We start from the raw sequence: 21,592 nt of genomic DNA on the forward strand, positions 1-21,592 counted from the left end.
TTTTGTACAGCATCTGATTTTGACGCTCGGCAGATGCTATACCTTTTTGTTAATGCTGCAACACTTCGAAGCCAAGTTCTTCGGCTTCCATCTGCCCTTGCGGATTAACAGCACTGAGTCTCAGGCGCTTCAGCTCGCCGACCAATAACGGGTCATATTTAACGGCCACGCGGATGTAATTCGGTGTGAAGCCCTCCATTATGCCGTTGGTGACATCATCCTCGAAAAGAACTTCTGCCTCCTGACCTACGTGATGGGCATAGAAATGACGTTTTTTCTTCTCCGACAGGCTTCGCAGTTGGGTGGTGCGCTCGTGCCGCACGCGGTCCTGCACACGGCCGGGTAGGGTGGGCGCCAGGGTATTTTCGCGTTCTGAATACGGGAAAACGTGCAGGTAGCTGATGTCCAGATCGTTTAGGAATTGATAGGTTTCCAGAAAATCCTCCTCCGTTTCGCCCGGAAAGCCCACAATCACATCAACACCAATGCAGGCGTGGGGCATTACCTCCTTAATCAGGCGCACGCGGTCGGCGTAGAGGGCGCGGCGATAACGGCGGCGCATTAGGCCCAAAATCTTGTCCGAACCGCTTTGCAGCGGAATATGAAAGTGGGGCATAAAGCGCCGCGACTGTGCCACGAAGCGAATTACGTCGTCGGTGAGCAGGTTGGGCTCGCAGCTGGAAATACGAAAGCGGTTGATGCCTTCTACTTCGTCCAAAGCTTGCACGAGATCATAAAAATTCTCCAGCCGCTCCCGATTTGCCCCCTGCAAGCCAAAGTCGCCGAGGTTCACGCCGGTGAGCACAATCTCTTTTACGCCGGTCGTGGCCAGGCCCTGCACGCGCTCTACCACGCTTTGCACACTGCCCGAGCGACTGTTGCCGCGGGCCAGCGGAATGGTGCAAAACGAGCAGGAGTAGTCGCAGCCGTCCTGCACCTTAAGGAAAGTGCGCGTACGGTCGCCGAAGGAATGGGCGGCGTGAAATTCCGTGGCGGCACTAATTGGGCTGGCATATACCTGCGTCTGGGGGGCTTTTTCGAAGCCAGCCAGAATATCCACGAGCTGAAATTTCTCGGCCGCGCCCAACACGGCGTGTACGCCCGGAATCTCCGCTATTTCCTGGGGTTTTAGCTGCGCGTAGCAGCCTACAATGGTCACGAAGGCCTCCGGATTATGCTTCAGAGCCTCTTTAACCACCTTCCGGCATTTGCGGTCGGCGTGGTCGGTGACGGAGCAGGTATTGATGACGTAGATATCGGCCGCGTCCTCGAAGGGGACTTTGCGGAAGCCGCGCTCCTCAAACTGCCGCCCAATGGCCGACGTCTCGGAGAAATTGAGCTTGCAGCCCAGCGTGTAAAAAGCAACTTTCTTGGTTTCCATAAGAAGCCGCAAAGGTACGAAGGAAGACAGGTTTTACGGGTGCCGTGTACGATAGCTGATTGTAGCGCTTAAAACAAAGCCTAGAACGCAAACTTAAAAGCCGGTGAAATTGTATGCAGTAAAGATTTTAATCTAAATTTAATCTCAAATTAAGCCGCCGCCGTCATGCGATTTGTCATTCTGCTCCTGCTTTCCATGCTTGGCTTCTGCGATGCCAGGGCCCAAGCGCCGGTCATTACATGGAATACCGACCTCGCTGGCGCCTTACAGCAAGCAAAAGCCACCAACAAGCCCGTGCTGGCCGTCTTTTCGGGCTCCGATTGGTGTAAGCCGTGCATCATGCTGAAGCAGGAAGTATTCGATCAGGCGGAGTTTCAGCGGTACGCTCAACAGCGCTTCGTGCTGGCCCGCTTTGATTTTCCGCGCAGCAAGAAAAATAAGCTGCCCGCTGCCCAGATGAAATCAAACGAAGAAGCCGCCGCTCAATTGAACAAGGAAGGCTCTTTTCCCCTGGTCGTGCTGCTGTCGCCTGAGGGCAAGGTATTGGCCAAAACTGGGTACCGACCCGGGGGAGCTGCCGCCTACGATGCCTACCTCACACAATTGCTGGCCAAAAAATAAGCCCCGTGCGCACATTTCTAAATTGGCCTAAGGGCTTCCTGGCGCGAGCGGCTCTGGTCCTGTTGCTGCTAACGCTAATGGGGGGGCAAATTTCCTCCGTTGCGGCCGCGCCTAAGCCCCGCAACTTTACCGGCAGCGCCCAGCTTATGGGCTCACACTTCACTATCACGGCCGTGTCGGCGGATGATTCGCTGGCGTGGCGGGCCATCCGGGCAGGGCTCCAGGAAATTCGGCGCATCGATCGGTTATGTTCCTATTGGGATTCTACTTCGCAGATTACGCAGGTGAACCGGGCCGCTGGTTTGCACCCGGTGGTGGTCGATCAGGAGGTTTTCGATCTGATTCAACGCACACTGAAGCTTTCGACCCTGAGTGGTGGCGCCTTCGATATTACGTTTGCCGGCGGGGAGAAAATCTACAAATTTGACCGTCAGGAACACGCCCTGCCCGCGCCAGAGGTTGTAAAAGCGTCGGTGGCCCGCATCGATTACCGCAAAGTGCTGCTCGACCCCGCGAAGCACTCCGTGATGCTGCAAGACAAAGGCATGCGCATGAATCTGGCGGGCATTCTGCAAGGTTATGGCGTGCGCCGCGCGCAGGCGCTGCTGAAACAACTGGGTATTGCTGGCGGCCTGATCAACGGCTCGGGCGATGTATCGTGCTGGGGGCGGCAGGCCGACGGCTCCCTGTGGCGCATTGCCATCGGCGACCCCGCCCACCCGCAGTCGGTATCCTCGTGGCTGACCGTATCGGATGTGGCGGTGGTGACGGCCGGCAACTACGAGCAGTACTTTACGGTGCAAGGTCAGCAATACGGCCACATCATTAATCCGCACACCGGCTATCCGGCCACGGGGCTGCGTTCCGTGACCATCATTTGCCCCGATGTAGAGCTGGCCGACGGCCTCGATGAGGTGGTATTTGTGAAGGGCCCGGAGGAAGGCTTAGCCTTTATTAATCGCCTCAAAGGCGTGGATTGCACGCTTATTACCAACGATGGCCGCACGCTGACTTCCAGGGGCATGCAAGTCAATTATTACAAAGATGCCGGCCAACCAGCGTCGGCGGCTACTTCCTCTCCCAAGCCATGAGCTATCCTAAACTGACCTGGCTGGCGCTGGGGGGCTTTTTTCTGCTCAGCAGCAGCGCCCTTACCGGCTGCGTATCGGTAGCCGCTTACCAAAAAGTCTACCTCAATGACGAGGATATGCAGCTGGCCAATAAGCGCATTCAAACCTACGAGACCAATGTTGAAAGCTACCGCGAAGGCGCGGGCGGTGCCAACGGCGGCAAAGTAGGGGGCGGCTGCGGCTGCAATTAATCTTTGGTCTGATTTCCTCGCTCATGCTACGCGCAACCCCTTTTTCTCTTGCTGCGGTCCTGTTGTTGCTTCCTATGCTAGGGTGGACGCAGGTGACGCCTACCCCCAACCGCGTAGACGGCTACGGTGCGCCGGCTACCACGGCACCCAGTCCGGCCAACCCCAGCAACCACGGCGAAACCGAGCTTAATATTCTTTCCAGCTACTACTCCCAGGACGGCAACCGCGGGGCCGTGGAAGGTGGCATCGGCACGCAGCAGTTGACCGATGTGACGCCGACAATCATCCTGAATGTGCCTCTGGACTCGGTCACGCGTGTTTCGGCCAACCTGGGAATGGATTATTACTCCTCTGCTTCCACCGATCGGATTGACCAGGTTTTATCGTCGGCCTCCAGCCAAGACACCCGCTACCACCTCGATTTGGGCCTCGCGCGCCAGCTCGCCGATAAGCGTACCATTGTGGGAGTGGGCGGAGGCTTTTCCAAAGAATACGACTATACCTCTTTTAATGTCACGGGCTCCTGGGCACGCGCCTCAGCCGATGGTAACCGGGAGCTGAGCGTGGCTGGCCAGGCCTTTTTCGACCGCGCTACCCTCATTCTGCCCATTGAACTGCGCGTGAATGGCGGGGGTGAGCACGGCTCCGGCTTCGATACGCGCCAGAGCTACAACCTGAATGTGGTGTATTCGCAGGTGATTAATCGGCGCCTACAGGTAGCCGTGAGCACCGAGCTGGTGGCGCAGCGAGGATTGCTGAGCACGCCCTTTCATCGGGTGTATTTTCGGGAAACGGGGGGCAATTTTGGAACGGCCAGGGCAGAATTGCTGCCTCGTCAGCGCTACAAATACCCGGTGGGGCTGCGACTGAATTACTACGCCACCGACTTGCTGCAGTTCCGCGGCTTCTACCGTTTCTACAACGATAATTTCGGCATTACGGCGCATACGCTGGAGCTGGAAGCGCCCGTAAAAGTGACGCCGTTTTTTGTGCTTTACCCGTTCTACCGCTACCACACTCAGACGGCCGCCAACTACTTCGCCCCTTATTTGGATCACTCCATCAGCGACCAATACTTCACTTCCGATTACGACCTGGCCGCTTTTTCCGCTAACAAAATAGGGCTGGGAGTACGCTATTCGCCCGTGTACGGTATCGGTCGGTTCAAAACGCCCTTCAAAGGACGCGTAGCCAAATTTAAAGCCCTGGAAGTGCGCTATGCTTACTACCGCCAGAGCGTGGGACTGACGGCTAACCTGATCAGCGCCGACTTATCGTTTACGATGCCGTAAGGTTCTGATTATTAGTTTACTTCTGAAGATAATCCTCAAACGATAGTTGCTGATACGCCTGACCCTGTTGCACCTGGGCCTCTGGCACCCCGGCATCACGCGAAATCACGCGCCGCGCGACATGGTCGTAAGTGACGGCGCCAGTGGGGGTAAGCATCCCGAAACCATCGTTGAAGTTATAAAACGCAAAGGATTTGCCCCCCGGGCGTAGTAAATCGCGGCCCCAAACGTACTCTTTGGTTGGCAGGTTAAGTTGAGCGAGTAAGGTAGTAGCCACATCGGTTTGCGCGCCAAACTCAGCTACAACGCGGCCCCGCACTTCCGGACGCAACGCCCCGCCAGCGAGCACCAGCGGAATATGGAATTTGGCCGGACTTTCATTGGCAGAATTGCCGGGCAATGGGTGGCCGTGGTCCGCCACCATCACCACCAACGTATTGTTCCACCAGGGCTGCTGGCTGGCTTGGCGCAGGAAGCGGCCCAGCGCCCAATCGGTATAATACACGGAGTTACGAAACAGCGCCGTTTCGCTGGTGCCAGGAAATTTCGGCGGAATCGGAATCTCAAAGGGCTCGTGGCTGCTGAGAGTGAAAGCCGTGAGAAAGAAAGGCTGGGTGGTGGCCGCCTTCTGACTTAAATCAGTGAGGATTCGGTTGAAAAGGATGTGGTCGTGGGCGCCCCATTTTGAGTTTTGCTCTTGGGGGGCAAAATCCGTGCGCTCGGTGAACTGGTCGTAGCCCGCGGCCACGAGGTAGCTTTTCATGTTGGCAAAGGCTAGCTCGCCCCCATAATAATAGGAGCTGCGGTAGCCAGCCTGCTGGAAGGAGCGCGCCAAATGGGGGAGGCGTTCGGTTTTGCGCGGTACCTTAATAATGCTGCCCGTCGGCTGGTTGGGGTAGCCGCTGAGCAGCGCCACAAGACCTTTCTGGCTTCGGTCGCCGCTGGCGTACAAATTGGTAAAGACTACGCCGGTGCGGGCCAGGCTATCCAGAGTGGGCGTCACGCCTCGCTCGCCGCCCGTGCTGGCTACAAACTTGGCCGTGAAGCTTTCCAGGATGATAAACAGCACATTAGGCCGTGAAGTCCGCAGGATATTGTAGTGGCCAGAGTCAGCGGCTGCTGCGATAGCTGGCGCCGGATAAAGCTGCTTGACAAGGCGCTGAGCCGTGGAATCGGGCATAAACCGGTACGGGTTCGGGCCACTGTTCTTGAGCAGCAGAGAGTTCAGCACGTTCCAGGGCACATTTACGGCCGCGTGGTTGGCGAAGGGCTGACTGGAAAAATATACGTCGCTCTGGTTGATCGGGATTTGCTGCACCCCGCCCCGCATAGGTACCACCAGCAAGGCCAGCAGCAGCAGGCTCACTAGCGCCGCCCGGCCCCGCCCAAACCCAGTTGGCAGCGCGGTCAGACGGCCCACTAGTTTTTTATACAGAACCCAGCCCAGCACCAGCAAACCCCCAAAAATGCCCCCCAGCAGCAGCACGGGCGCACTGCCGGCCGAGGCCACCATTTCCGCCGGCGAGTCAATATACTGTAGCGGAGTAGCATCGAGGCGGAAGCCCCAGGCGCGATACAGCTCTAAGTCGGCCACGGTAAAGACACTAACCACCACACCCATCACTGCGGTGTAGAAGCGAATCAGTCGGTCGGTAGGGAAGCGCGGACCGGCCAAATTGCCCCCAGCAGCAAAGCAAACGGTACTATGCACAAATAAGCTGCGGTAGAAGCGTCCAGGCGCAGGCCGTAGCCAAAAATGCCCCCCACTGTGCTGAAGGACAGCTCAGCCGTTTTGGCCGAGTGATAGCCCAAGAAAACAGCCCTTACGGCGACGAAAAAAATCAGCCAGAACAAAAAATACCACGGCTGGAAGGCAAAGCGGTTTCTCACGCCGCAAAGGTAGCGCAGTGAGGCGAGGTTGAAACTACAGAAGGCAGCCTCTCGCCAATGATGCGGACTATCACTACCCTCTTGGTGATAATTTTCAATTAGCAATTAAATAATTGGGTCATTTAGCTGAAAACTGACTAAATATTTCCGATAGACCCTAAATTTTTAAGGGTATTTGGAAAATAATACGTGGTTGATCTACATTTGCCTTATTAATACTAACCCCGCTTATACTTTACATGGCAATTCTCCGCTTTAAAGCCCTCGAACTTGTAGATCAGCGTCGACCCGTGACGGTTGTTCAGTCTGGGGAGCGTCGTTCCGATACGTTCGGCCGTAATGTGTTCAATCTGGATGCAATGCGCGCCACGATGCCGGGCGAGTATTTTAAAAAGCTACAATCGGCCGTCAAGCAAGGCACGCCCGTAGAGCGCAGCGTGGCCGACGCCGTGGCCTCGGCCATGAAAACCTGGGCTATGGCCAAGGGCGCTACCCACTACACGCACTGGTTTCAGCCGCTCACCGGTGCTACCGCCGAAAAGCACGACTCATTTTTTGATCTGAACTCCGACGGTCGTCCGATTGAAAACTTCAAGGGCTCAGCGTTGGTGCAGCAGGAGCCGGATGCGTCGAGCTTCCCTAGTGGTGGTATCCGCAATACCTTTGAGGCACGCGGCTATACTGCCTGGGACCCAACTTCCCCGGCCTTTATTATCGAAACTGCTGGTGCCAAAACGCTGTGTATACCCACTATTTTCGTGGCCTACACCGGCGAAGCACTCGATTACAAAGCGCCGCTGCTTAAGTCATTGGCTATTCTCGAGCAGGCCGCGGTTGACGTTTGTCAGTACTTCGACAAAGACGTAAATCGGGTAAATACCACTCTGGGCATTGAACAGGAATACTTCCTTGTCGATAAGGCTCTCTATGATGCCCGCCCAGACCTCGTAATGACCGGCCGCACCCTCTTTGGGCACGCGCCCGCCAAAGGCCAGCAGCTGGAAGACCATTACTTTGGCTCTATCCCCAGCCGGGTGCACGCCTTCATGCTTGACTACGAGGAAGAAGCCAACCGCCTAGGCATTCCATTAAGAACGCGCCACAACGAGGTAGCCCCCAACCAGTTTGAGTGCGCCCCCACGTTTGAGGACGCCAACCTAGCCGTCGATCACAACCAACTCCTGATGGATATCATGGAGCGTGTGGCCGAGCAGCACAACTTCAAGGTGTTGCTGCACGAGAAGCCTTTTGCTGGGGTAAACGGCTCAGGCAAGCACAACAACTGGGCGATGAGCACCGATACAGGCGTAAACCTGCTGGCTCCCGGTCGTCGTCCGAAAGAAAACCTTCAGTTCTTGGCTTTCTTTATTACAACCATCAAGGCCGTGCATCGCTACGCCGATTTGCTGCGCGCCAGCATCGCCTCGGCCTCCAATGATCACCGCCTAGGTGCCAACGAAGCACCTCCGGCTATCATGTCGGTGTTTGTAGGTTCGCAATTGAACTCCGTATTAGACGAGCTGGAGCGCACGGCCAAACTGCCGCTGGATAAGGGCGACAATATTTACCTGAAGCTTGGTATCGATAAGATTCCAGCTATTCTACTCGACAATACCGACCGTAACCGTACCTCGCCATTTGCCTTTACCGGCAACAAGTTTGAGCTGCGCGCTGTGGGTTCCTCCGCCAACTGCTCCTCGGCAATGACAGTGCTCAACACCATCGTGGCCGAGCAGCTCATTGACTTCAAAGAGTCGGTAGATGAGCTGATTGAGCAGGGCAAGAAGAAGGAAGTAGCTATTGTGGAGGTGTTGCGCGAGTACGTGATTTCTTCCAAAGCTATTCGTTTCGAAGGCAATGGCTACTCGCAGGAGTGGGAAGACGAAGCCAATCGTCGGGGCCTGGCCAATGTGCGCACCACCCCGTTAGCTCTCGATGCTCTGATTCGCGAAGATGCTGCTGATCTGTTTGGTCGTCACCGCATTTTTTCGCCTGTAGAGCTGCACGCCCGCCACGAGATCTTGCTGGAGGATTACATCAAAAAAATCCAGATTGAGAGCCGTACGATGGGCGACTTGGCTATCAACCACGTCATTCCGACTGCTTTGGCTTATCAAACCAAGCTAATCACTAATATCCGTGGGCTGCGCGAGCTGGGCCTCGATGATGAGTTCTCGCAGGTGACGGTGGACACTATCAAAGCCATTTCGCGCCACATCTCTACTATCAAAACCACCGTGGATGAGATGGTAGAGCGCCGCAAAAGAGTTAATAAAATTGAAGACACCCGCGACCGAGCTATTGCTTACTGCGACGAGGTGAAAACATGTTTCGACGCCATTCGCCGCTCCACTGACAAGCTGGAGCTAATGGTGGCCGATGAGGACTGGCCGCTGGTAAAGTACCGCGAACTGATGTTCCGGCACTAAGCCCAGCGAACAGGATCGGGCCGGAGTTGGGTGGGAATTTTCTCCGGTTCCGAGACTAGTAAAAAAGCCGTTTCCGGGTGGGGACGGCTTTTTTGTTTGGGTGCCTAGCCAAAACTAATAAGAATCGTGTTTACGGCATGTAAGGGCCATTTCGGGTAACTATATCAATCTGGAGTTACCCCAACAATGATAGTGAGAGGACAGAGGTTGCCCGTGTATAAACCCTCTCTCATAGGGTCATGACTAGTATCCAAATCTTTATTTCGATTGGTCGCTCAGCGAGCATTATTACGCGACACGTAAAAGTGACGGGCTTGACTTTGGCTCCTTCGAGAAGTTGTGCTCTGGGTAACGAATCACCTCAGTAACAAAACAGATGGATACACATGGGGATTAGTGAGTCGTAGGTAGAAATACCCGATTCCGGCTAAGCCGAGCATAAAGTCGGGTAGCTGATACGCGTTATACAAGCCGGTGGCCCATAACTCCGTCGTTCGGTAGCGTTCCTGACCTGCTTGGCCAATAGCCGCTGCCTGTTGCTGGTATTGAGCAAGGGCTAATATATCGGCGGCCTCCAGCAGCACCTCGGCATTACCACTCAGCCCATGACAGAGCGAAAAATTCTGCTGCTGATCCCAGGTCGAATGCGCAGCGGTGGTTTTTACGGCGGTTACGGCCTCGGCCTTCAGGGCCGGATGAAGCGTTAGTTCATAGCCGCGGAGGCGGGATAGCGCAATGCCAGGTGCCCCGTGGCACCACGCACACGAGCAAGTGGGGCCAGCCGCATATCCGCCGCCATTGGCCGGATCTTGTATACCTGTTAGCCGGAAATCGGGCCAGTTTTGCTGTTGCTGGTCGAAAAAGCTATTCTCGTAGCGCAGCCCATGGAATGCGGCTTCCTGATAGGCCGGATTCTGCGTGAAGGCGTACGCTTCCAGCAGCGCATTCACAATCCCCGCTACTCCATGGGCAAAGCCCGTGAGGTTGGGATGGTCCCCGCCGGTGATGGTGTTCCAGGACCAACCCCGCGCTGACCGGTCGGCCTTGGAAACCAACTGATCGGCCAGCTGTACAATAAAGGAACGAAGGGCAGGGGAGGGGTACTCCCTTTCCAGCTGGATGAGCGCCGGAATAGCCCCCGCGGCCCCATCCACTACGTCGAGGCCGGTAAGGTGCAGGTCTAAGCTCGTGACGTGCTCCAGCAGCTGGCGCCCCTCCCATAGTGTCTTCTCATCGTGGAGCCACTGGCCCGCCCGAATGGCGGCATAGGCCACGCCCGTGCGGCCGACAAAGAATCCCAGCGCTGCCTGGGGGCAATTCGGTGGGCGGTAAGCAGGGCATTGCGCAAGGTGCCAAGAGCGGTTTGGCGAACGAGGGCGTCGTTGGTCGCATGGCCGAGGGCGGCTAAAAAAAAGCCTACTCCCGCCGCGCCGCCGTAAAAATCCGCTTCCAGCGCTTTAAAATAAGGTTTAGGGTAGGTAAAGGCGGGGTCATTGGTGGAGGTCAAGAAGTTGCAGCGGTCACCGTGCCAGATAGCGTCGCGACACAGGCTCCGGCCGATATCGGCCGCCGTTTCGAGGAACGCACCGCTAGCGGGCGTAGTAGCTGGGTTGGCCTGAGCAGTAGATAAGGCGGTTTCCATAACGCGGTAGAGCACCCGGGGCAGAAGAAGGAAACTAAGAATTGCTGTGCTGGTGAGGCTAGGCGAAAGCCGCCGGAAAATGGTAAGGATAGTGGGAACGAGGATTAAGATAGGGGTGCTCCAACGAAAGTCCAACCTGCTCAAAGACCGCCTGCACGCGCTCGGCATAGTGGCTGGAGGGAAGCTGGGCCTCTACCGCGTTAGCAATGCCTTGGGCCAGTAGCCCACACCGACTGGTGCCAAAGCTTTCGTTGGGGTTGGGCGGGCTTTCCGCGAAAGCAATACCGGGCATCAAGCATCGGGTAAATAGCGGCACGGAGGAACGCAAGTGGGGAGCAAAATGGCTCACATCATCGGCCAGTAGCTGAAGCACGAAGCTTACCAACGGCTTTTGGAGGTAGAGCACGGCCGAATCGTTGCGGCCGTAGAGGTCAGAGCGATTGAGGCATTTGAACTGGAACGGTACCCGATACGCATTGAGCGTCTGCGTTATCCAAGCGGTCAGCGGAGCGGCCCCGTCGGCGGTCAGATGGAAGTAAATCCGGGTTTGAAGCGCTATCGAATCGTCGCCTGGTGTTTGGCCGAAGACAAAATAAAAACCGCTCTTAGCGTCCCGGTGTTCGGCGCGGGCGAGTAGCCGAAGAACGTCCCCCGGTTGCACGGGGCCCCGCTTCGGGGTATTGAACACGTATTCGCCCGGATACAGCATGCGCTTCTGATTGCCTTTGGTAGCGTACGCAACCCCCGCTTGGTCGACCTCTTCCACTATCCACGGCAGGTCGAAGCGCTCGGTAGAGTGATTATGACGACGTAATCGCTCCTCAAACGATAGATCGGGTGCCGCCGCGGGTAAAGCGCCTGGCGCATCGTCGGCGTGGTAGAAATGCTGGTACAACACCCCGGCTAGGGTGGGGCGTAGGGTATCCGGTGCGAAGTCAACGGGTGCTGGCGCCCGCGCGATCTTGATTTGTCGTTGGGCCGAATCAATCAGTACACTGCCTAGAATAGTGTCAAGTTGGTGCTGGTAGGAGGTCGCCATAGCCGGAAGAAAGGTTACAGTCCCAGGACCTGCCGAATGGCCTCATCGGGTGAGCGGAGCATATTCAGGCTAAGCTGCAGCAGGCGGGCACTGTGGGGCGGCATGGCTGGGGCTTGTTGAATGCTTTCGTAGCAGGTATGAATCAGTTTCAGCGCACAGTAGCCCACGGTTTTTTGCAAGTTCTGGCGCGTTTCTTCGGCCGACCACCGCATGCGCTGCGCGTATACTTCCCAGAACTGCCGAATGGAAGGCTGCATGGCTTCTAAGGAGAAGCCGTAGGTATTGCTAGCAGCAGGGGACTGGGCCGCTGGGGGGAGAGTGGCTCGTGCACTACCCAGTAGAAAAGATAGCTTTGGAATACCGCGGCCACATCCCAGCAAGGGTCCCCAATATCGGCGGTTTCCCAATCGATGAGCCGCAAATCGTAGCGATTCGTTTGCAGAGCGTCCCGATGAATCAAGAAGTTAGCGGGCTTTATATCGCCGTGCGTCAGACTGCTGATCTGCCACTGGTCGCGCACGGCCTGCAGCCGCTGCATGTAGTCGTGGTTGTCCGTGATCAGGTGAATCATCTGCCGTTCCGCTTCGCTTTGCTGAGGGTTGTAGTTGGCGAAGTTGGAGGCACTCCATACGAACACTACCGGTGGCTGCCGCCGAAACAGCCGGAAGCTGGGCAAATCCTGCTCGGCGGTAATGGTGCGTTGGTGAAACGAGCTGAGTAGCTCGGCCTGCTGGGTGGCCAGCGGAAGTGGAAACTGCCGCTCTTGTAAGTAGAAGTCGTGGAGATTAATGCTTCCGGGTACCGCCTCGGTGATGAGAATGTGATTGGGGTGATCAAACTCAATAAAGCGGGGCAAAAAGGTGTTAAGCTGTGCATACGCCGCTTCGTTGTTGGCCAACCAATAGCAGGTGGCTTCGGTGCGGAGCGTTTGCGTTTTCTCCTGATCCCAATTCTGCACCTGCTTGACAAACAACGCCCGATCTGCCCCATCATTGGGTTCACTATCCCGATTAATCAGGTAGTTAGCGTTGCGGCTGGATGTCTGGTGCGCCGTAAACGTGCCGTCCAGAATGGCATCAGGAGTGAGATACCCTTTGTCCAGTAAATAATAGGCGATGTTAAATCCAGTTAGCAGCATGCACGGGAAGAGCAAGAAAAAGGGCGAGCATTGGTGATCGGTACCAATACTCGCCCTTTTTAAGTTAAAGATTAGTACATCATATAGGGATTGAAAGTCCCGTAGTAGCCGCCCATGTTAGGGTCGCCTTGCCCACCCATAAAGCCGCCGCCTGGCTGAGCGATAGGGCCCCCACCAATTGTCCCTGTTGGCCCAGTGATAGTACCTGTGGGGCCCGTGATGGTAATGGTAATGGGGGGGCGTGAGGTGAACTGGCAGGGTATACCGCCGCATATAATCGGGTGGCAGGTTTGCGGCCCGCACAAAGTTCTTAAGCAGGTTTGCGGCCCACAGGCCGTTCTCAGGCAGGTGACTGGCCCACAGGCGGTTCTCAGACAGGTGAGAGGTCTGCATATCGTCCGGACCGAGGTCTGCAACACCGGCCCCGGACAGTTGGGACCAATCACCGTCCGGACGGGTTGTACGCACTGAATGGCCGGAACCGTCGCCATGAACTGTCCGCCGCCTTGGCCACCACCCGCGGGTTCGAACTGGCCGCCGAAAGCTCCTGCGCCGCCCATGGCATCGTAGCCCCCACCCATGGCATCATAGCCCCCACCGTATTGGGTAGCGTATTGCTGCATCAGGTCACCTTCCAGGAAGGTGGTTCTCGGGCGGTTCGCCGCTTTGGGGTCGCCATAGGTGACCACCACATCGGAGCGGAGCCAGAGCTTGCTGCCCCCAGCGGCGAGTCGGCCTCGCTTAACTTCACGGCATGTACAATCGCGTCTTCCGGCACTTCCACGAAGTTGTTCAAACTTTCGTCGGAGTATACCCGAAGGTGTCCGCTCTCCGACGACCGACCGATAAAGCCTTGTAACAGCGTTAATTGGTCCGTACTGCGTAGGTCGGGGCGTACCTGCTCGATCCATTCGTCGTACTCGAACCTACTTTGTTCTTGGTTTTCCATGGCATATATAGTTTGAAGTTGGGAATAGAAATACTGCTGTCGGGAGGTAGTTAATGACTGATTCCCAGCAGCATGTCTTCAAAAGCTTGGTACTCGTCCATCGTCAGCTTACCCGGGGCCAACAGCGTCGATGGATCGGCCGGCGTCGTAAGGGGCGCCACCCCGGTACCTGGGGGCAGCACTACCGCCCGCAGGCGGGCGAGCATGGTCGCTTTGTGAGCATCAGCTAGCCCGGCCCCGGTGGCTAGGTCGGGGCCAACCCCCGCAACCCCGCCGGTGCGGGGATGGCTGCTGCCCAGGGTCACGTCGATGGCCGTACGCTGGAGAATGGCGCGGGCATCGGCCAGCGTGAGCGAGCTATTGGCCTGCTTCATTAGCGCACAGATGCCTGCCAGCTGTGGGGCAGCGGCCGAAGTGCCACTAAAAGCGGCCCAACCATCGTAGGATAACGTCTGGTCCCTGGCGGGATGGACGCCGCCCGCGCCGCCCGTGTCAATCTGATTCCTGGGCTCTACCGGCAGCATGATGTACGCGCCATGGGGTTGCATGCCCACCAAGCCGGACACATCCGGCACGGTGCGACCTGGAAAAACCAAGCTGGCAAATCCGCTGGCGTAGTCACTGGCTCTAAGCGAGCCGTCTGGCTGTAAGAAAACGCCCCCCGCGGCAATCACGTCGGGATGCTGGCCAGGAAAACCAAAGTGACCGTTCCCGCCCGAGCAGACGACGATGATTCCCCGCCGCACCGCGTCGGCAACTGCGGCAGCCAAAACGTTGTCGTCGGAGCGGAGCGGACCAGTTTGGACGTCTGACCCCCAACTGCAGGAAATGATGTGCGGATTCAGGGCGACGGCGGCCTGGAAGGCACCGGCCGAATCCACAAAACTCATCTTGACCATGGTAAAAGCCACGTCCGGGGCGACAGCCAACAGGTTGGCTGACTCGCCCGTGCCGTGGCCATTTTCGTCGTGCTCGGGGGCGGCTGCGCCCGGCCCGAGCACCACGGGGTTGATCCGGTAGCCCCGGGCAACGAAGTAGGGGTGCTGGTACCAACCCGAATCGACCATTACCGCATGGATGCCCTGGCCCGTAAATCCGGCGCGGTGGGCGCGGTCGGCATTGAGCCCGAGCGATACGTCGCCCGGAATCCGTAGGTGCCAGTAGCCTACTGGCGGCGCAAATTTGTTGGCGAAGTAGTAAACCGGCCGGTTCAGTGATACCCCTTCGAGCACGTCCGCGAAAGGACTGCCGCCAGGGTCGATCAGGCCGGGCACATCCGTGCTAGGCGAGTCGAACATCTCCGCCGTGGTCTCCTTGCCTTCTTCCTTCACGACGGGCTCCTCGCGGCGCGTAATCTTGGTTTTGAAGGCTGTTTCGTATACCTCAACGGGCGCCGCAATAGCGATAGTGGTAGGGCTGACTTGTAGCACGTTGAACCCACTGGCCTGTAGCTGCTGCACGGCCTGAGCCGTCAGCTCTTTCTCGGATCGAAAGGCCTGCACGGTCTGGGGCCGAATCTCGTTCGGGTGCGCGCTGAATAACGATTTACCACCAATGGAATGCACGGAAGCATGGGCAAACAAAACTTTGCTTTTCGTTACTTTAGCCATGATGCTAACCGCTTAGTTAAAGTACTGGCGTGGTTCGGCAAATACGATTGTCTGCACGCAGGATGGTGCCGTGGCCGGGAGATGGGCTGGGTGGTCGGGGCGGTAATACGTTTGACCACCCTGCTCATAAGCGCTCAGGTGGACGCCAAAAACGGATTCAAATTGTTGTTTTGAACCAGATATGGAGAGCGAAATACCAGCCTGTTCAACGCGAAAGCCCGCTTTTTTCAAAAAGTCTACGGCCTGCTCTGTCGCGGCCTTGCTAGGGCGTACCTCGTCTACTTGCGCGCTGGTGGCCGTCGTGCTGGCTGCCGATTGACCTGACGTGGCTTGTAGCACTACCTGAGCATATACCCGTTCCGTTGATTCCATAGCTGGCGTTCGCTAGCGGCCTGGTGCAATGATTCTATAAATTCATGTAATTGGCTTGCAATGGTTTGATCATCAAGCGGCTGTTGTGTTTTGTAGGGTAGTAGCTTACATAACTAAACTCCGCAGGCGTCGCCTTGGGGTTATGGTTTGGCTATTTACCCCCCAGAAACAACCACTGCATCACGCCCGGGTGCAGCAGCAGAATGGAGCCTATTTCCTTTCGGAATTTGCCCCCGGTAGGCTTCTAAGCTACGGCAGGAGTGGCGGCGTTGCATCAGTGCCAACACTGAAATCACTGAAATTGTGGGGCTGCAAAGGTGGCAGCCCTTGCTCGGAGCCAGATCTGGTAGATCCAGTATCGTACGCTCAGCCCCTGGGTTTGCTTATGCTGCAACGTAGTCGGCGGGTTCACCTAGTGAGGCGTGAAGGTCCTAGCAGGTCCGACTTTCCCATCACGTAGGGAATGCCAGTTCGTGGCGCTGCCGGGAACGCGGCACTCGGCGGGCTTAGCTTCCAATCAAAGGGTAGTCGATGCATCCAGAACCTATACTACTTTTCCTTCTTTGGCATACTCCCGCAGAATCCCCTTCTCTAAGTGCTGGAGCGTGAGAAGATTGCTTTTATCCGCTAGGGCCTCAATCGCGCAGTAGTGGGCTACGTTCAAAATACCGGCACCCGTGAGTTCGTAGCGCGCTGCCACCTGCAGCCAGTTAATATCATCGGCTATCTGAAGCTGGGGCGGGAAGGTGCTGCGCCAAATGCGGTGTCTTTCCTCAACGCGGGGCATTGGGAAGTGAATAATCGTCTGGAACCGGCGCACAAACGCGTCGTCGATGTTGCCGCGTTGGTTCGTAGCCAATATGATGAGGCCATTGTAGCTCTCAATGCGTTGCAGCAAGTAGGCCACTTCCTGGTTGGCGTACTTATCATGGGCATCCCGAATGTCGGTTCGCTTGCCGAAGAGGGCATCCGCCTCGTCGAAGAACAAGATCCAATCCTTGTTTTCAGCCTTAGCAAAAAGGGTGGCCAGATTCTTCTCCGTCTCGCCGATATACTTGGATACCACACGGGACAAGTCAATGCGGAAAACGTCTTTATTGGTGCTTTTCCCCAGCAGGCTGGCAGTTAACGTTTTGCCGGTGCCGGGTGGGCCGTAGAAAAGCGCGCGAAAGCCGGGCTTGATTTTTTTGCGCATGCCCCACTTATGCAGGAGCGTTTCGCTGTGCGTAATCCAGTGCCGAATTTCCTGAATCTGCTGCAGCGTGTTTGGGTGGAGCACTAGGTCATCCCACTCCATTTCCGTACGAATGTGCTCGGCCGGAAATTCCATACTAAACCGGGGCGGGCTGACGGTGCCCGTTATGAGCAACTCCATAACTTCCGAATCTGGGATAAGGCGGCCACTCAGGTGCGGTTCGCCCGGCTTCGGATCTTCCAAGGCAATGATGTGTTCTCGGGCAAAGAAATGCTTTGGGTTAAATAAGTCGTACAGCGCCAGGCGCTTTTCTAGGTCGTTGCCGGCCAGAATATACAGCGCCGTTTCGCCCGTTGGTAGCAGGCCGCGGTGGTTGGCGCCCCTTACGCCCCCAAACTCCGGCAACTCTCCACCATCTGGCAGGCAGTCACGGATTAGTGCATCGAAAAAACCCGGCTGTAAATGCGGGGCCAGCGCTATCATTAAATAGAGCAGTTCGACTTCGCTAAGCTGGGTCTGGGCCACTAGGGAGGTAAAAACCGTGGCTTCGTTGGCATCGAACGAGGGTCTGGTGGGGGCTTGGTAGGCGGCTCACTCGGTACTAAGGTCAGGCGCCAGACGGTATACGCCCGCAAATACTCCAGGGCCAAGGTGAGGTTGTTCATCATACCGCCGCATCGATTAATCTACTCGCCGGGGCCTCTGAAATCAGGCCCCACCTGGTTGGTATACCTTGTGTCCCGGCTGCCTAGGCTTAGGTTAGCCTTCAGAGACATGAGCTTAAACGTAGTCAAATTTCGGTTCCAGTTTTCGCGTGCCGCCTGAGCAAGGTTGTTTCCCGGGGTGTTGCCTTTACCGCCAAAGCTCCAGTGTTCCGCAATGGCCGGGTCATGGTCGGGGGAGGCGTGCGCTACCGGAATAACCGCCTCGCCGTGTAGCGTCTGAGTGTAGCCGTGACTGGCTTCCAGCGCCGCCGAAGCCTGGCTCAAGAATTTGTCCTTACTGCCCGGAACCAGCCGGGCGGGCAGCAAACGAGCTTTGATGCCCGCCCGGCTGGCGGCGGTATCCGTGTAAAGCGTCTCCCGGATGTACTCCCGATGATGAAATTGAGGCAGCAACACGAAGTTGACGCCACTCCCCACCAGGGTAACTAAGTTGGATGAGTGCCGGAAATTATGACGCCGCCAGCTGGTGCCTTCACCGGCGTAAGAATGCGTGTTGGAGCCGCCATTCAGGGTGGTAGTGGAGAAGGAAAGGGTAGTGACCCCAGCTTCTTTACTTCTTTTTAGAACACTTCCCGAGCTGCTAACGCGTTCAAAGCCTTTGGCCTGCAAATTCTCAATCCAGCTGCCGGGAGCCACTAGCAATGGCGCCGCTACCGGAGCCGCGCCTGGCGTGGCGGGGGCATCGGCTGGTTCTTTTTCGGATGGCTTGCTTCCTCTCGGGTTCAACTGCCCCACCACAAACCAGCGGCCGCCTCTGGCTTCCACGTCCAGGGATTGAAACTGATACCGAAGTCGAATAGCCGTCAACAGGGGCCGAATGACCGCCGCCCCAATCCGGCGACCCGATATGGCGTTCACGACGGCCACCGCCGCGCTCAGGCCGGCTTCCAGGCGCTGCGCCGGGTCCTTTGGCACCCCAGCCCCGACTACTGCTTTGCCCGCTTTTTGCAGCAGTTTGACCGCCGGCTGCAGCACCTTATCCACGACAAAGCCCAGGGCCCGATCAACGGGCGTTTTCAGCTGCCGGATAATGGTGCGCACTTTGTCGGCTAAGTTGCCCAGCCCCAGTAGCTTGGCGAGAAAGTCAATGCCGGCCACGATGGCGTTTTTTAACCCAAAAATCACCTTCGCGGCAATGCCGCCGATGTTGCCCCGCACCGCCATCTCCACCCCGTCCAGAAACGCATTGACCAAAGCCACAATGCGCTCGATGTTGTCCATCAGAAAGGTGATGCCAGCATAAATGGCCTGCGCGGCTTTAATAAATGCCCCCGCCGGGTTGAAGAGCGTGACGATATAGGCCAGTACCTTTTTGATCGTCTCGTACAGTACCTTTTTCTTGATTTTCTCGAAGATCTCATCCACGGTATTGGCCAGCACTTCTTTGATATGCACCCAGAGTGCCCCGATGTCGGTGCGGGCCAGCTGGATCAGCTTGTTTACTTCCTGGGCGCCCTCCACCCCTTTTTCGATGGCGGCAAACACGGGGTCGCCGAGACGTTTGCGGGCAATTTCGCGGAAGTTGTCGTACGTCAGCCCGATGACTTGCAGGGCTAAGCTAAACAGGCCGGCCGTATCTAGCTTGGGGGCAATTTGATGCCCGCCCCGCCAACTTTGCCCCCCAGCCAGGCAAAGAAGCCCTCCACTAGAAACGTATCGATGTTCTCGACGAACGTGGCAAACCCTTGCTTGATACCCGCCGCCAGATTTTCCAGAAACCGAATAGGATGCGCGAGAATGTCGCCAATCACGTGCGCGACGCGCACCAGCACGGTCACCAGCAATTCGCCCAACCGATAGATCGTCAGGGCGACTTCCTTAATGAATTCTGCCGCCCGCTGAATCCAGGTTTTGCGCACATCCTCGTAGATTTTATCAAAGACTTGGCGCAGGGAGTCCACGTCTTTCTTGTAGGATTCGGCCAGGCTGCGGGCCAGCTCGGTCTGCTTTTCAGCCACGCCCGACTCCAGGTTGGCGAACTGCACGCGGTAGGTTTCCATGGCGTCGCCTACCAGCGTTTGCTGCTTGGTGCTCAGGCCATTATAAAAGGTGTCGGCTTTCGCTTTCCCCCGCTGAATAGCGTCCACCGCCTTATTCAGATCGTCGGCAACGCGCTGGGCAATGGCCCCAATCGTGAGGTCCATGGCATCAATAAACTTTCGCTTCTCGGCCTCAAATACCTTCTCAATAGCCTCGGTATCCTCGCCGAAGAAAAAGGCCTTTACGCCCCAGCCATGAATGGCATCCAGCTGCTTTTCCACCCGCTTCTCGAAGGCATCTTTGGCATCTCTGGAGTCCTTTTCAAACGTGTCCTCCACGTACTTGCCCAGGGCGGTAAAGATGTCTTCAACTTCTTTTTTGGTGCCGTTATAAATCGTTTCCAGCTCGCCTTTAATGCGCTTTTGCTCGTCTTTATCCGCTTTGTCGTGCGCACTTTGCTTGGTGAATACCGTTTTGAATCCTTGACTACGCAAGGCGTGCATCATGCTGAAATCGGCCTTGGCTTCTTTGTGGGCCTGCTGCTGAGCGCCGCCGATTACCTGTTGCTCCTCGGCCCGATATGTTTGGGGAGCCGCCGCTGCCTGGGCCTGCGCGCCTTTTTTGGTGGCGAGGGCCTGCTGAAACTTGGGCTCATTGGAAGCGGCAAACTGCTCTTCGGTGTTGTGGTTTTTGGCCATCAACGCATCCAGCGACTGGCTGTCCTGCTCCAGCGAGATTTCGGCGTCCGTTCGGGGCTTGGGCGCGGCCGCGGCCGGGTCGATGAGTGGGGGCTTGGCGCCGGCTTTTTCTTCCACCAAGGGTGTGGGCTGGTGGGTTGGCAGCTGGCTGTCGGGCGGCGCGGGCTTGTGCGTTTCGGCGGTGATGGGCGCTGCGACGTTTTTGTTTTCCTCCTTAACCTGTTTCTGAACGTTGTTTTTGATGCCCTCCAGCGGCTTCTCCTGCTTGAACCGCTGCGCGTCGCTCTTGCTGTGGGGTAGCTTCTTTTCCAGCTCGTTGAGCTGGGCCTGCAATACCTTTTTGAACTGCGCGGCCGTAAATTTTTTGGTGGCGTCCTTGTTCGTAGCGGCCGTTTGGTTGATGACTTCCAGGTGTTTTTTGCGGTCGTTGTAGGCTTTCTGCTCCGCCACCGGAAGGTGCGCCGACGCGGCCACCGCCGTGTTTTTTACTTCGGGTGACTTATGCCCTTGCTGAGCCTTTTTTACGTGCTGGGTTTGGGTAATTACTTTCCCAAATTCCGGGTCCTCCTGCGGCGTTTTGGGCGCCGTTTGAGTTGGTGTTTGCGCCTCTTGGGCGTCTTCAGTTTCGGGGCCTTGCTGCGGAGTTGTTTCGGGACCAGCGGTGCCTGAAATCTGAGGTTTACCCTCGCTAGTTTTGCCCCCCAGCGCTGGCGTTTCAGTAGTAGCCGGATGGGGTTGGGCAGGTGAATGAGCAGCGGGTTCGGTGGGCGTAACCAGGGGCGTTGGAGCGGGTTGCTCCCTGGGGTTTACCCTGACCGCGCCCTCCTGCCAGGCGTGGTAAAGCCCTTGGGCCAGCAGGCTTTTCCCGGGCGCCGCAGCCGGTTGAAATTCACCCTGGCCCAGGAATAGGTGCTCCTGAAAAACCACCGCCTGCGCCTGCAGCTGCTGCGTAAGCTCCGTAGCCTGCTTATCCTGGTGCAAACGAATGGAGCTGAAATCGGCCGACAGGTGTCGCTCCGCCGCCCGCCGAAAGGCCTCGGGTAGGGGTGCTCCGCTCCCCGGGAGCGGCGCCGTACTTGCTCGCCCCTGCACTACTAGATCGGGCCGATCAGCGGCCGGGCGCAGTACTTTATGCGCAGGATGGGTGTGGGTGGCGGGCTTGGCGGGTCGGAAAAAATCGCTCCGACCGGCTTGCGCAAAGAACGGCTGAGCCGTCTGCGTGGCCGCCAACGGGGGAGTGACATGGACCGACTTTGCTGCCTTAATTTTCATTCCGATTTCGGGCTTGGCTAAACAACTTTACTTTGAAA

General features: G+C 57.0%; 19 protein-coding genes. 5 read left to right on the top strand and 14 right to left on the bottom strand.

Translation table 11 applies throughout. The features are described from left to right. Positions 1–49 precede the first annotated feature (49 nt). Positions 50–1,381, bottom strand: a complete 1,332-nt coding sequence (gene mtaB, locus EPD59_RS09635; RefSeq protein WP_133272591.1) for a tRNA (N(6)-L-threonylcarbamoyladenosine(37)-C(2))-methylthiotransferase MtaB — start codon at positions 1,379–1,381, stop codon at positions 50–52. Positions 1,382–1,546: 165 nt separating this feature from the next. Here mtaB and EPD59_RS09640 point away from each other — a divergent pair, with 165 nt between their 5' ends. From EPD59_RS09640 to EPD59_RS09655, 4 genes are all read left to right on the top strand, one after another. After that, positions 1,547–2,002 (top strand): thioredoxin family protein, encoded by a 456-nt coding sequence (locus EPD59_RS09640; protein WP_133272592.1) that lies wholly within the window; start codon positions 1,547–1,549, stop codon positions 2,000–2,002. Between the two features lie 5 nt (positions 2,003–2,007). Continuing rightward, positions 2,008–3,093: an FAD:protein FMN transferase gene (locus tag EPD59_RS09645; RefSeq protein WP_133272593.1), complete on the top strand. Its 1,086-nt coding sequence runs from the start codon at positions 2,008–2,010 to the stop codon at positions 3,091–3,093. Further along, a complete protein-coding gene (locus tag EPD59_RS09650) occupies positions 3,090–3,323 on the top strand; it encodes a DUF4266 domain-containing protein (RefSeq protein ID WP_133272594.1) in 234 nt (77 codons plus the stop codon). The genes EPD59_RS09645 and EPD59_RS09650 overlap by 4 nt, the downstream gene beginning before the upstream one ends. 62 nt (positions 3,324–3,385) lie before the next feature. Then, positions 3,386–4,615 carry a DUF3570 domain-containing protein gene (locus EPD59_RS09655; RefSeq protein ID WP_165963533.1) on the top strand — a complete coding sequence of 410 codons (1,230 nt, stop codon included), beginning with the start codon at positions 3,386–3,388 and terminating at the stop codon, positions 4,613–4,615. Positions 4,616–4,631: 16 nt separating this feature from the next. Here EPD59_RS09655 and EPD59_RS09660 read toward each other — a convergent pair whose 3' ends face one another. Together EPD59_RS09660 and EPD59_RS21570 are read right to left on the bottom strand one after the other, a co-directional pair. After that, positions 4,632–6,326 (bottom strand): LTA synthase family protein, encoded by a 1,695-nt coding sequence (locus EPD59_RS09660; RefSeq protein ID WP_133272596.1) that lies wholly within the window; start codon positions 6,324–6,326, stop codon positions 4,632–4,634. Continuing rightward, a complete protein-coding gene (locus EPD59_RS21570) occupies positions 6,257–6,505 on the bottom strand; it encodes a hypothetical protein (RefSeq protein ID WP_165963534.1) in 249 nt (82 codons plus the stop codon). The genes EPD59_RS09660 and EPD59_RS21570 overlap by 70 nt, the downstream gene beginning before the upstream one ends. Positions 6,506–6,744: 239 nt before the next feature. Here EPD59_RS21570 and EPD59_RS09665 point away from each other — a divergent pair, with 239 nt between their 5' ends. Beyond that, positions 6,745–8,934 carry a glutamine synthetase III family protein gene (locus EPD59_RS09665; protein ID WP_133272597.1) on the top strand — a complete coding sequence of 730 codons (2,190 nt, stop codon included), beginning with the start codon at positions 6,745–6,747 and terminating at the stop codon, positions 8,932–8,934. A gap of 356 nt (positions 8,935–9,290) precedes the next feature. Here EPD59_RS09665 and EPD59_RS09670 read toward each other — a convergent pair whose 3' ends face one another. From EPD59_RS09670 to EPD59_RS09715, 11 genes are all read right to left on the bottom strand, one after another. Then, a complete protein-coding gene (locus EPD59_RS09670; RefSeq protein WP_165963535.1) occupies positions 9,291–10,208 on the bottom strand; it encodes a lanthionine synthetase LanC family protein in 918 nt (305 codons plus the stop codon). Continuing rightward, positions 10,115–10,576, bottom strand: coding sequence for a hypothetical protein (locus EPD59_RS21575; RefSeq protein WP_165963536.1), 462 nt, complete (start codon positions 10,574–10,576; stop codon positions 10,115–10,117). Before EPD59_RS21575 ends, EPD59_RS09670 begins: the two co-directional genes overlap by 94 nt. Before the next feature lie 58 nt (positions 10,577–10,634). After that, positions 10,635–11,615, bottom strand: a complete 981-nt coding sequence (locus EPD59_RS09675) for a T3SS effector HopA1 family protein (protein ID WP_133272599.1) — start codon at positions 11,613–11,615, stop codon at positions 10,635–10,637. 14 nt (positions 11,616–11,629) lie between these two features. Continuing rightward, a complete protein-coding gene (locus EPD59_RS09680) occupies positions 11,630–11,872 on the bottom strand; it encodes a hypothetical protein (RefSeq protein WP_133272600.1) in 243 nt (80 codons plus the stop codon). Positions 11,873–11,877: 5 nt separating this feature from the next. Continuing rightward, on the bottom strand, positions 11,878–12,753 hold the full coding sequence (locus EPD59_RS09685; protein ID WP_133272601.1) for a phosphotransferase: 876 nt from the start codon (positions 12,751–12,753) through the stop codon (positions 11,878–11,880). A 71-nt stretch (positions 12,754–12,824) separates the two neighbouring features. Further along, entirely contained in the window at positions 12,825–13,445 is a 621-nt protein-coding gene (locus EPD59_RS09690; RefSeq protein WP_133272602.1) for a hypothetical protein, read from the bottom strand. A 307-nt stretch (positions 13,446–13,752) separates the two neighbouring features. After that, positions 13,753–15,312, bottom strand: coding sequence for a S8 family serine peptidase (locus tag EPD59_RS09695; protein ID WP_133272603.1), 1,560 nt, complete (start codon positions 15,310–15,312; stop codon positions 13,753–13,755). Between the two features lie 12 nt (positions 15,313–15,324). Beyond that, positions 15,325–15,684 (bottom strand): protease pro-enzyme activation domain-containing protein, encoded by a 360-nt coding sequence (locus EPD59_RS09700; RefSeq protein ID WP_133272604.1) that lies wholly within the window; start codon positions 15,682–15,684, stop codon positions 15,325–15,327. Between the two features lie 544 nt (positions 15,685–16,228). Then, on the bottom strand, positions 16,229–17,404 hold the full coding sequence (locus tag EPD59_RS09705; RefSeq protein WP_205703515.1) for an ATP-binding protein: 1,176 nt from the start codon (positions 17,402–17,404) through the stop codon (positions 16,229–16,231). A gap of 161 nt (positions 17,405–17,565) precedes the next feature. Further along, positions 17,566–19,089, bottom strand: a complete 1,524-nt coding sequence (locus EPD59_RS09710; RefSeq protein ID WP_133272605.1) for a hypothetical protein — start codon at positions 19,087–19,089, stop codon at positions 17,566–17,568. 92 nt (positions 19,090–19,181) lie between these two features. Beyond that, positions 19,182–21,554: an eCIS core domain-containing protein gene (locus EPD59_RS09715; protein ID WP_133272606.1), complete on the bottom strand. Its 2,373-nt coding sequence runs from the start codon at positions 21,552–21,554 to the stop codon at positions 19,182–19,184. Positions 21,555–21,592: the final 38 nt, after the last annotated feature.

The sequence above is a fragment of the Hymenobacter radiodurans genome (assembly GCF_004355185.1).
GTDB classification, from domain to species: domain Bacteria; phylum Bacteroidota; class Bacteroidia; order Cytophagales; family Hymenobacteraceae; genus Hymenobacter; species Hymenobacter radiodurans.

Coding starts and splice junctions, on each gene's coding strand:
- mtaB (WP_133272591.1), bottom strand. CDS start 1,381: ATGGAAACCAAGAAAGTTGCTTTTTACACGCTGGGCTGCAAGCTCAAT.
- EPD59_RS09640 (WP_133272592.1), top strand. CDS start 1,547: ATGCGATTTGTCATTCTGCTCCTGCTTTCCATGCTTGGCTTCTGCGAT.
- EPD59_RS09650 (WP_133272594.1), top strand. CDS start 3,090: ATGAGCTATCCTAAACTGACCTGGCTGGCGCTGGGGGGCTTTTTTCTG.
- EPD59_RS09665 (WP_133272597.1), top strand. CDS start 6,745: ATGGCAATTCTCCGCTTTAAAGCCCTCGAACTTGTAGATCAGCGTCGA.
- EPD59_RS21575 (WP_165963536.1), bottom strand. CDS start 10,576: ATGGAAACCGCCTTATCTACTGCTCAGGCCAACCCAGCTACTACGCCC.
- EPD59_RS09675 (WP_133272599.1), bottom strand. CDS start 11,615: ATGGCGACCTCCTACCAGCACCAACTTGACACTATTCTAGGCAGTGTA.
- EPD59_RS09680 (WP_133272600.1), bottom strand. CDS start 11,872: ATGCAGCCTTCCATTCGGCAGTTCTGGGAAGTATACGCGCAGCGCATG.
- EPD59_RS09685 (WP_133272601.1), bottom strand. CDS start 12,753: ATGCTGCTAACTGGATTTAACATCGCCTATTATTTACTGGACAAAGGG.
- EPD59_RS09695 (WP_133272603.1), bottom strand. CDS start 15,312: ATGGCTAAAGTAACGAAAAGCAAAGTTTTGTTTGCCCATGCTTCCGTG.
- EPD59_RS09700 (WP_133272604.1), bottom strand. CDS start 15,684: ATGGAATCAACGGAACGGGTATATGCTCAGGTAGTGCTACAAGCCACG.
- EPD59_RS09715 (WP_133272606.1), bottom strand. CDS start 21,554: ATGAAAATTAAGGCAGCAAAGTCGGTCCATGTCACTCCCCCGTTGGCG.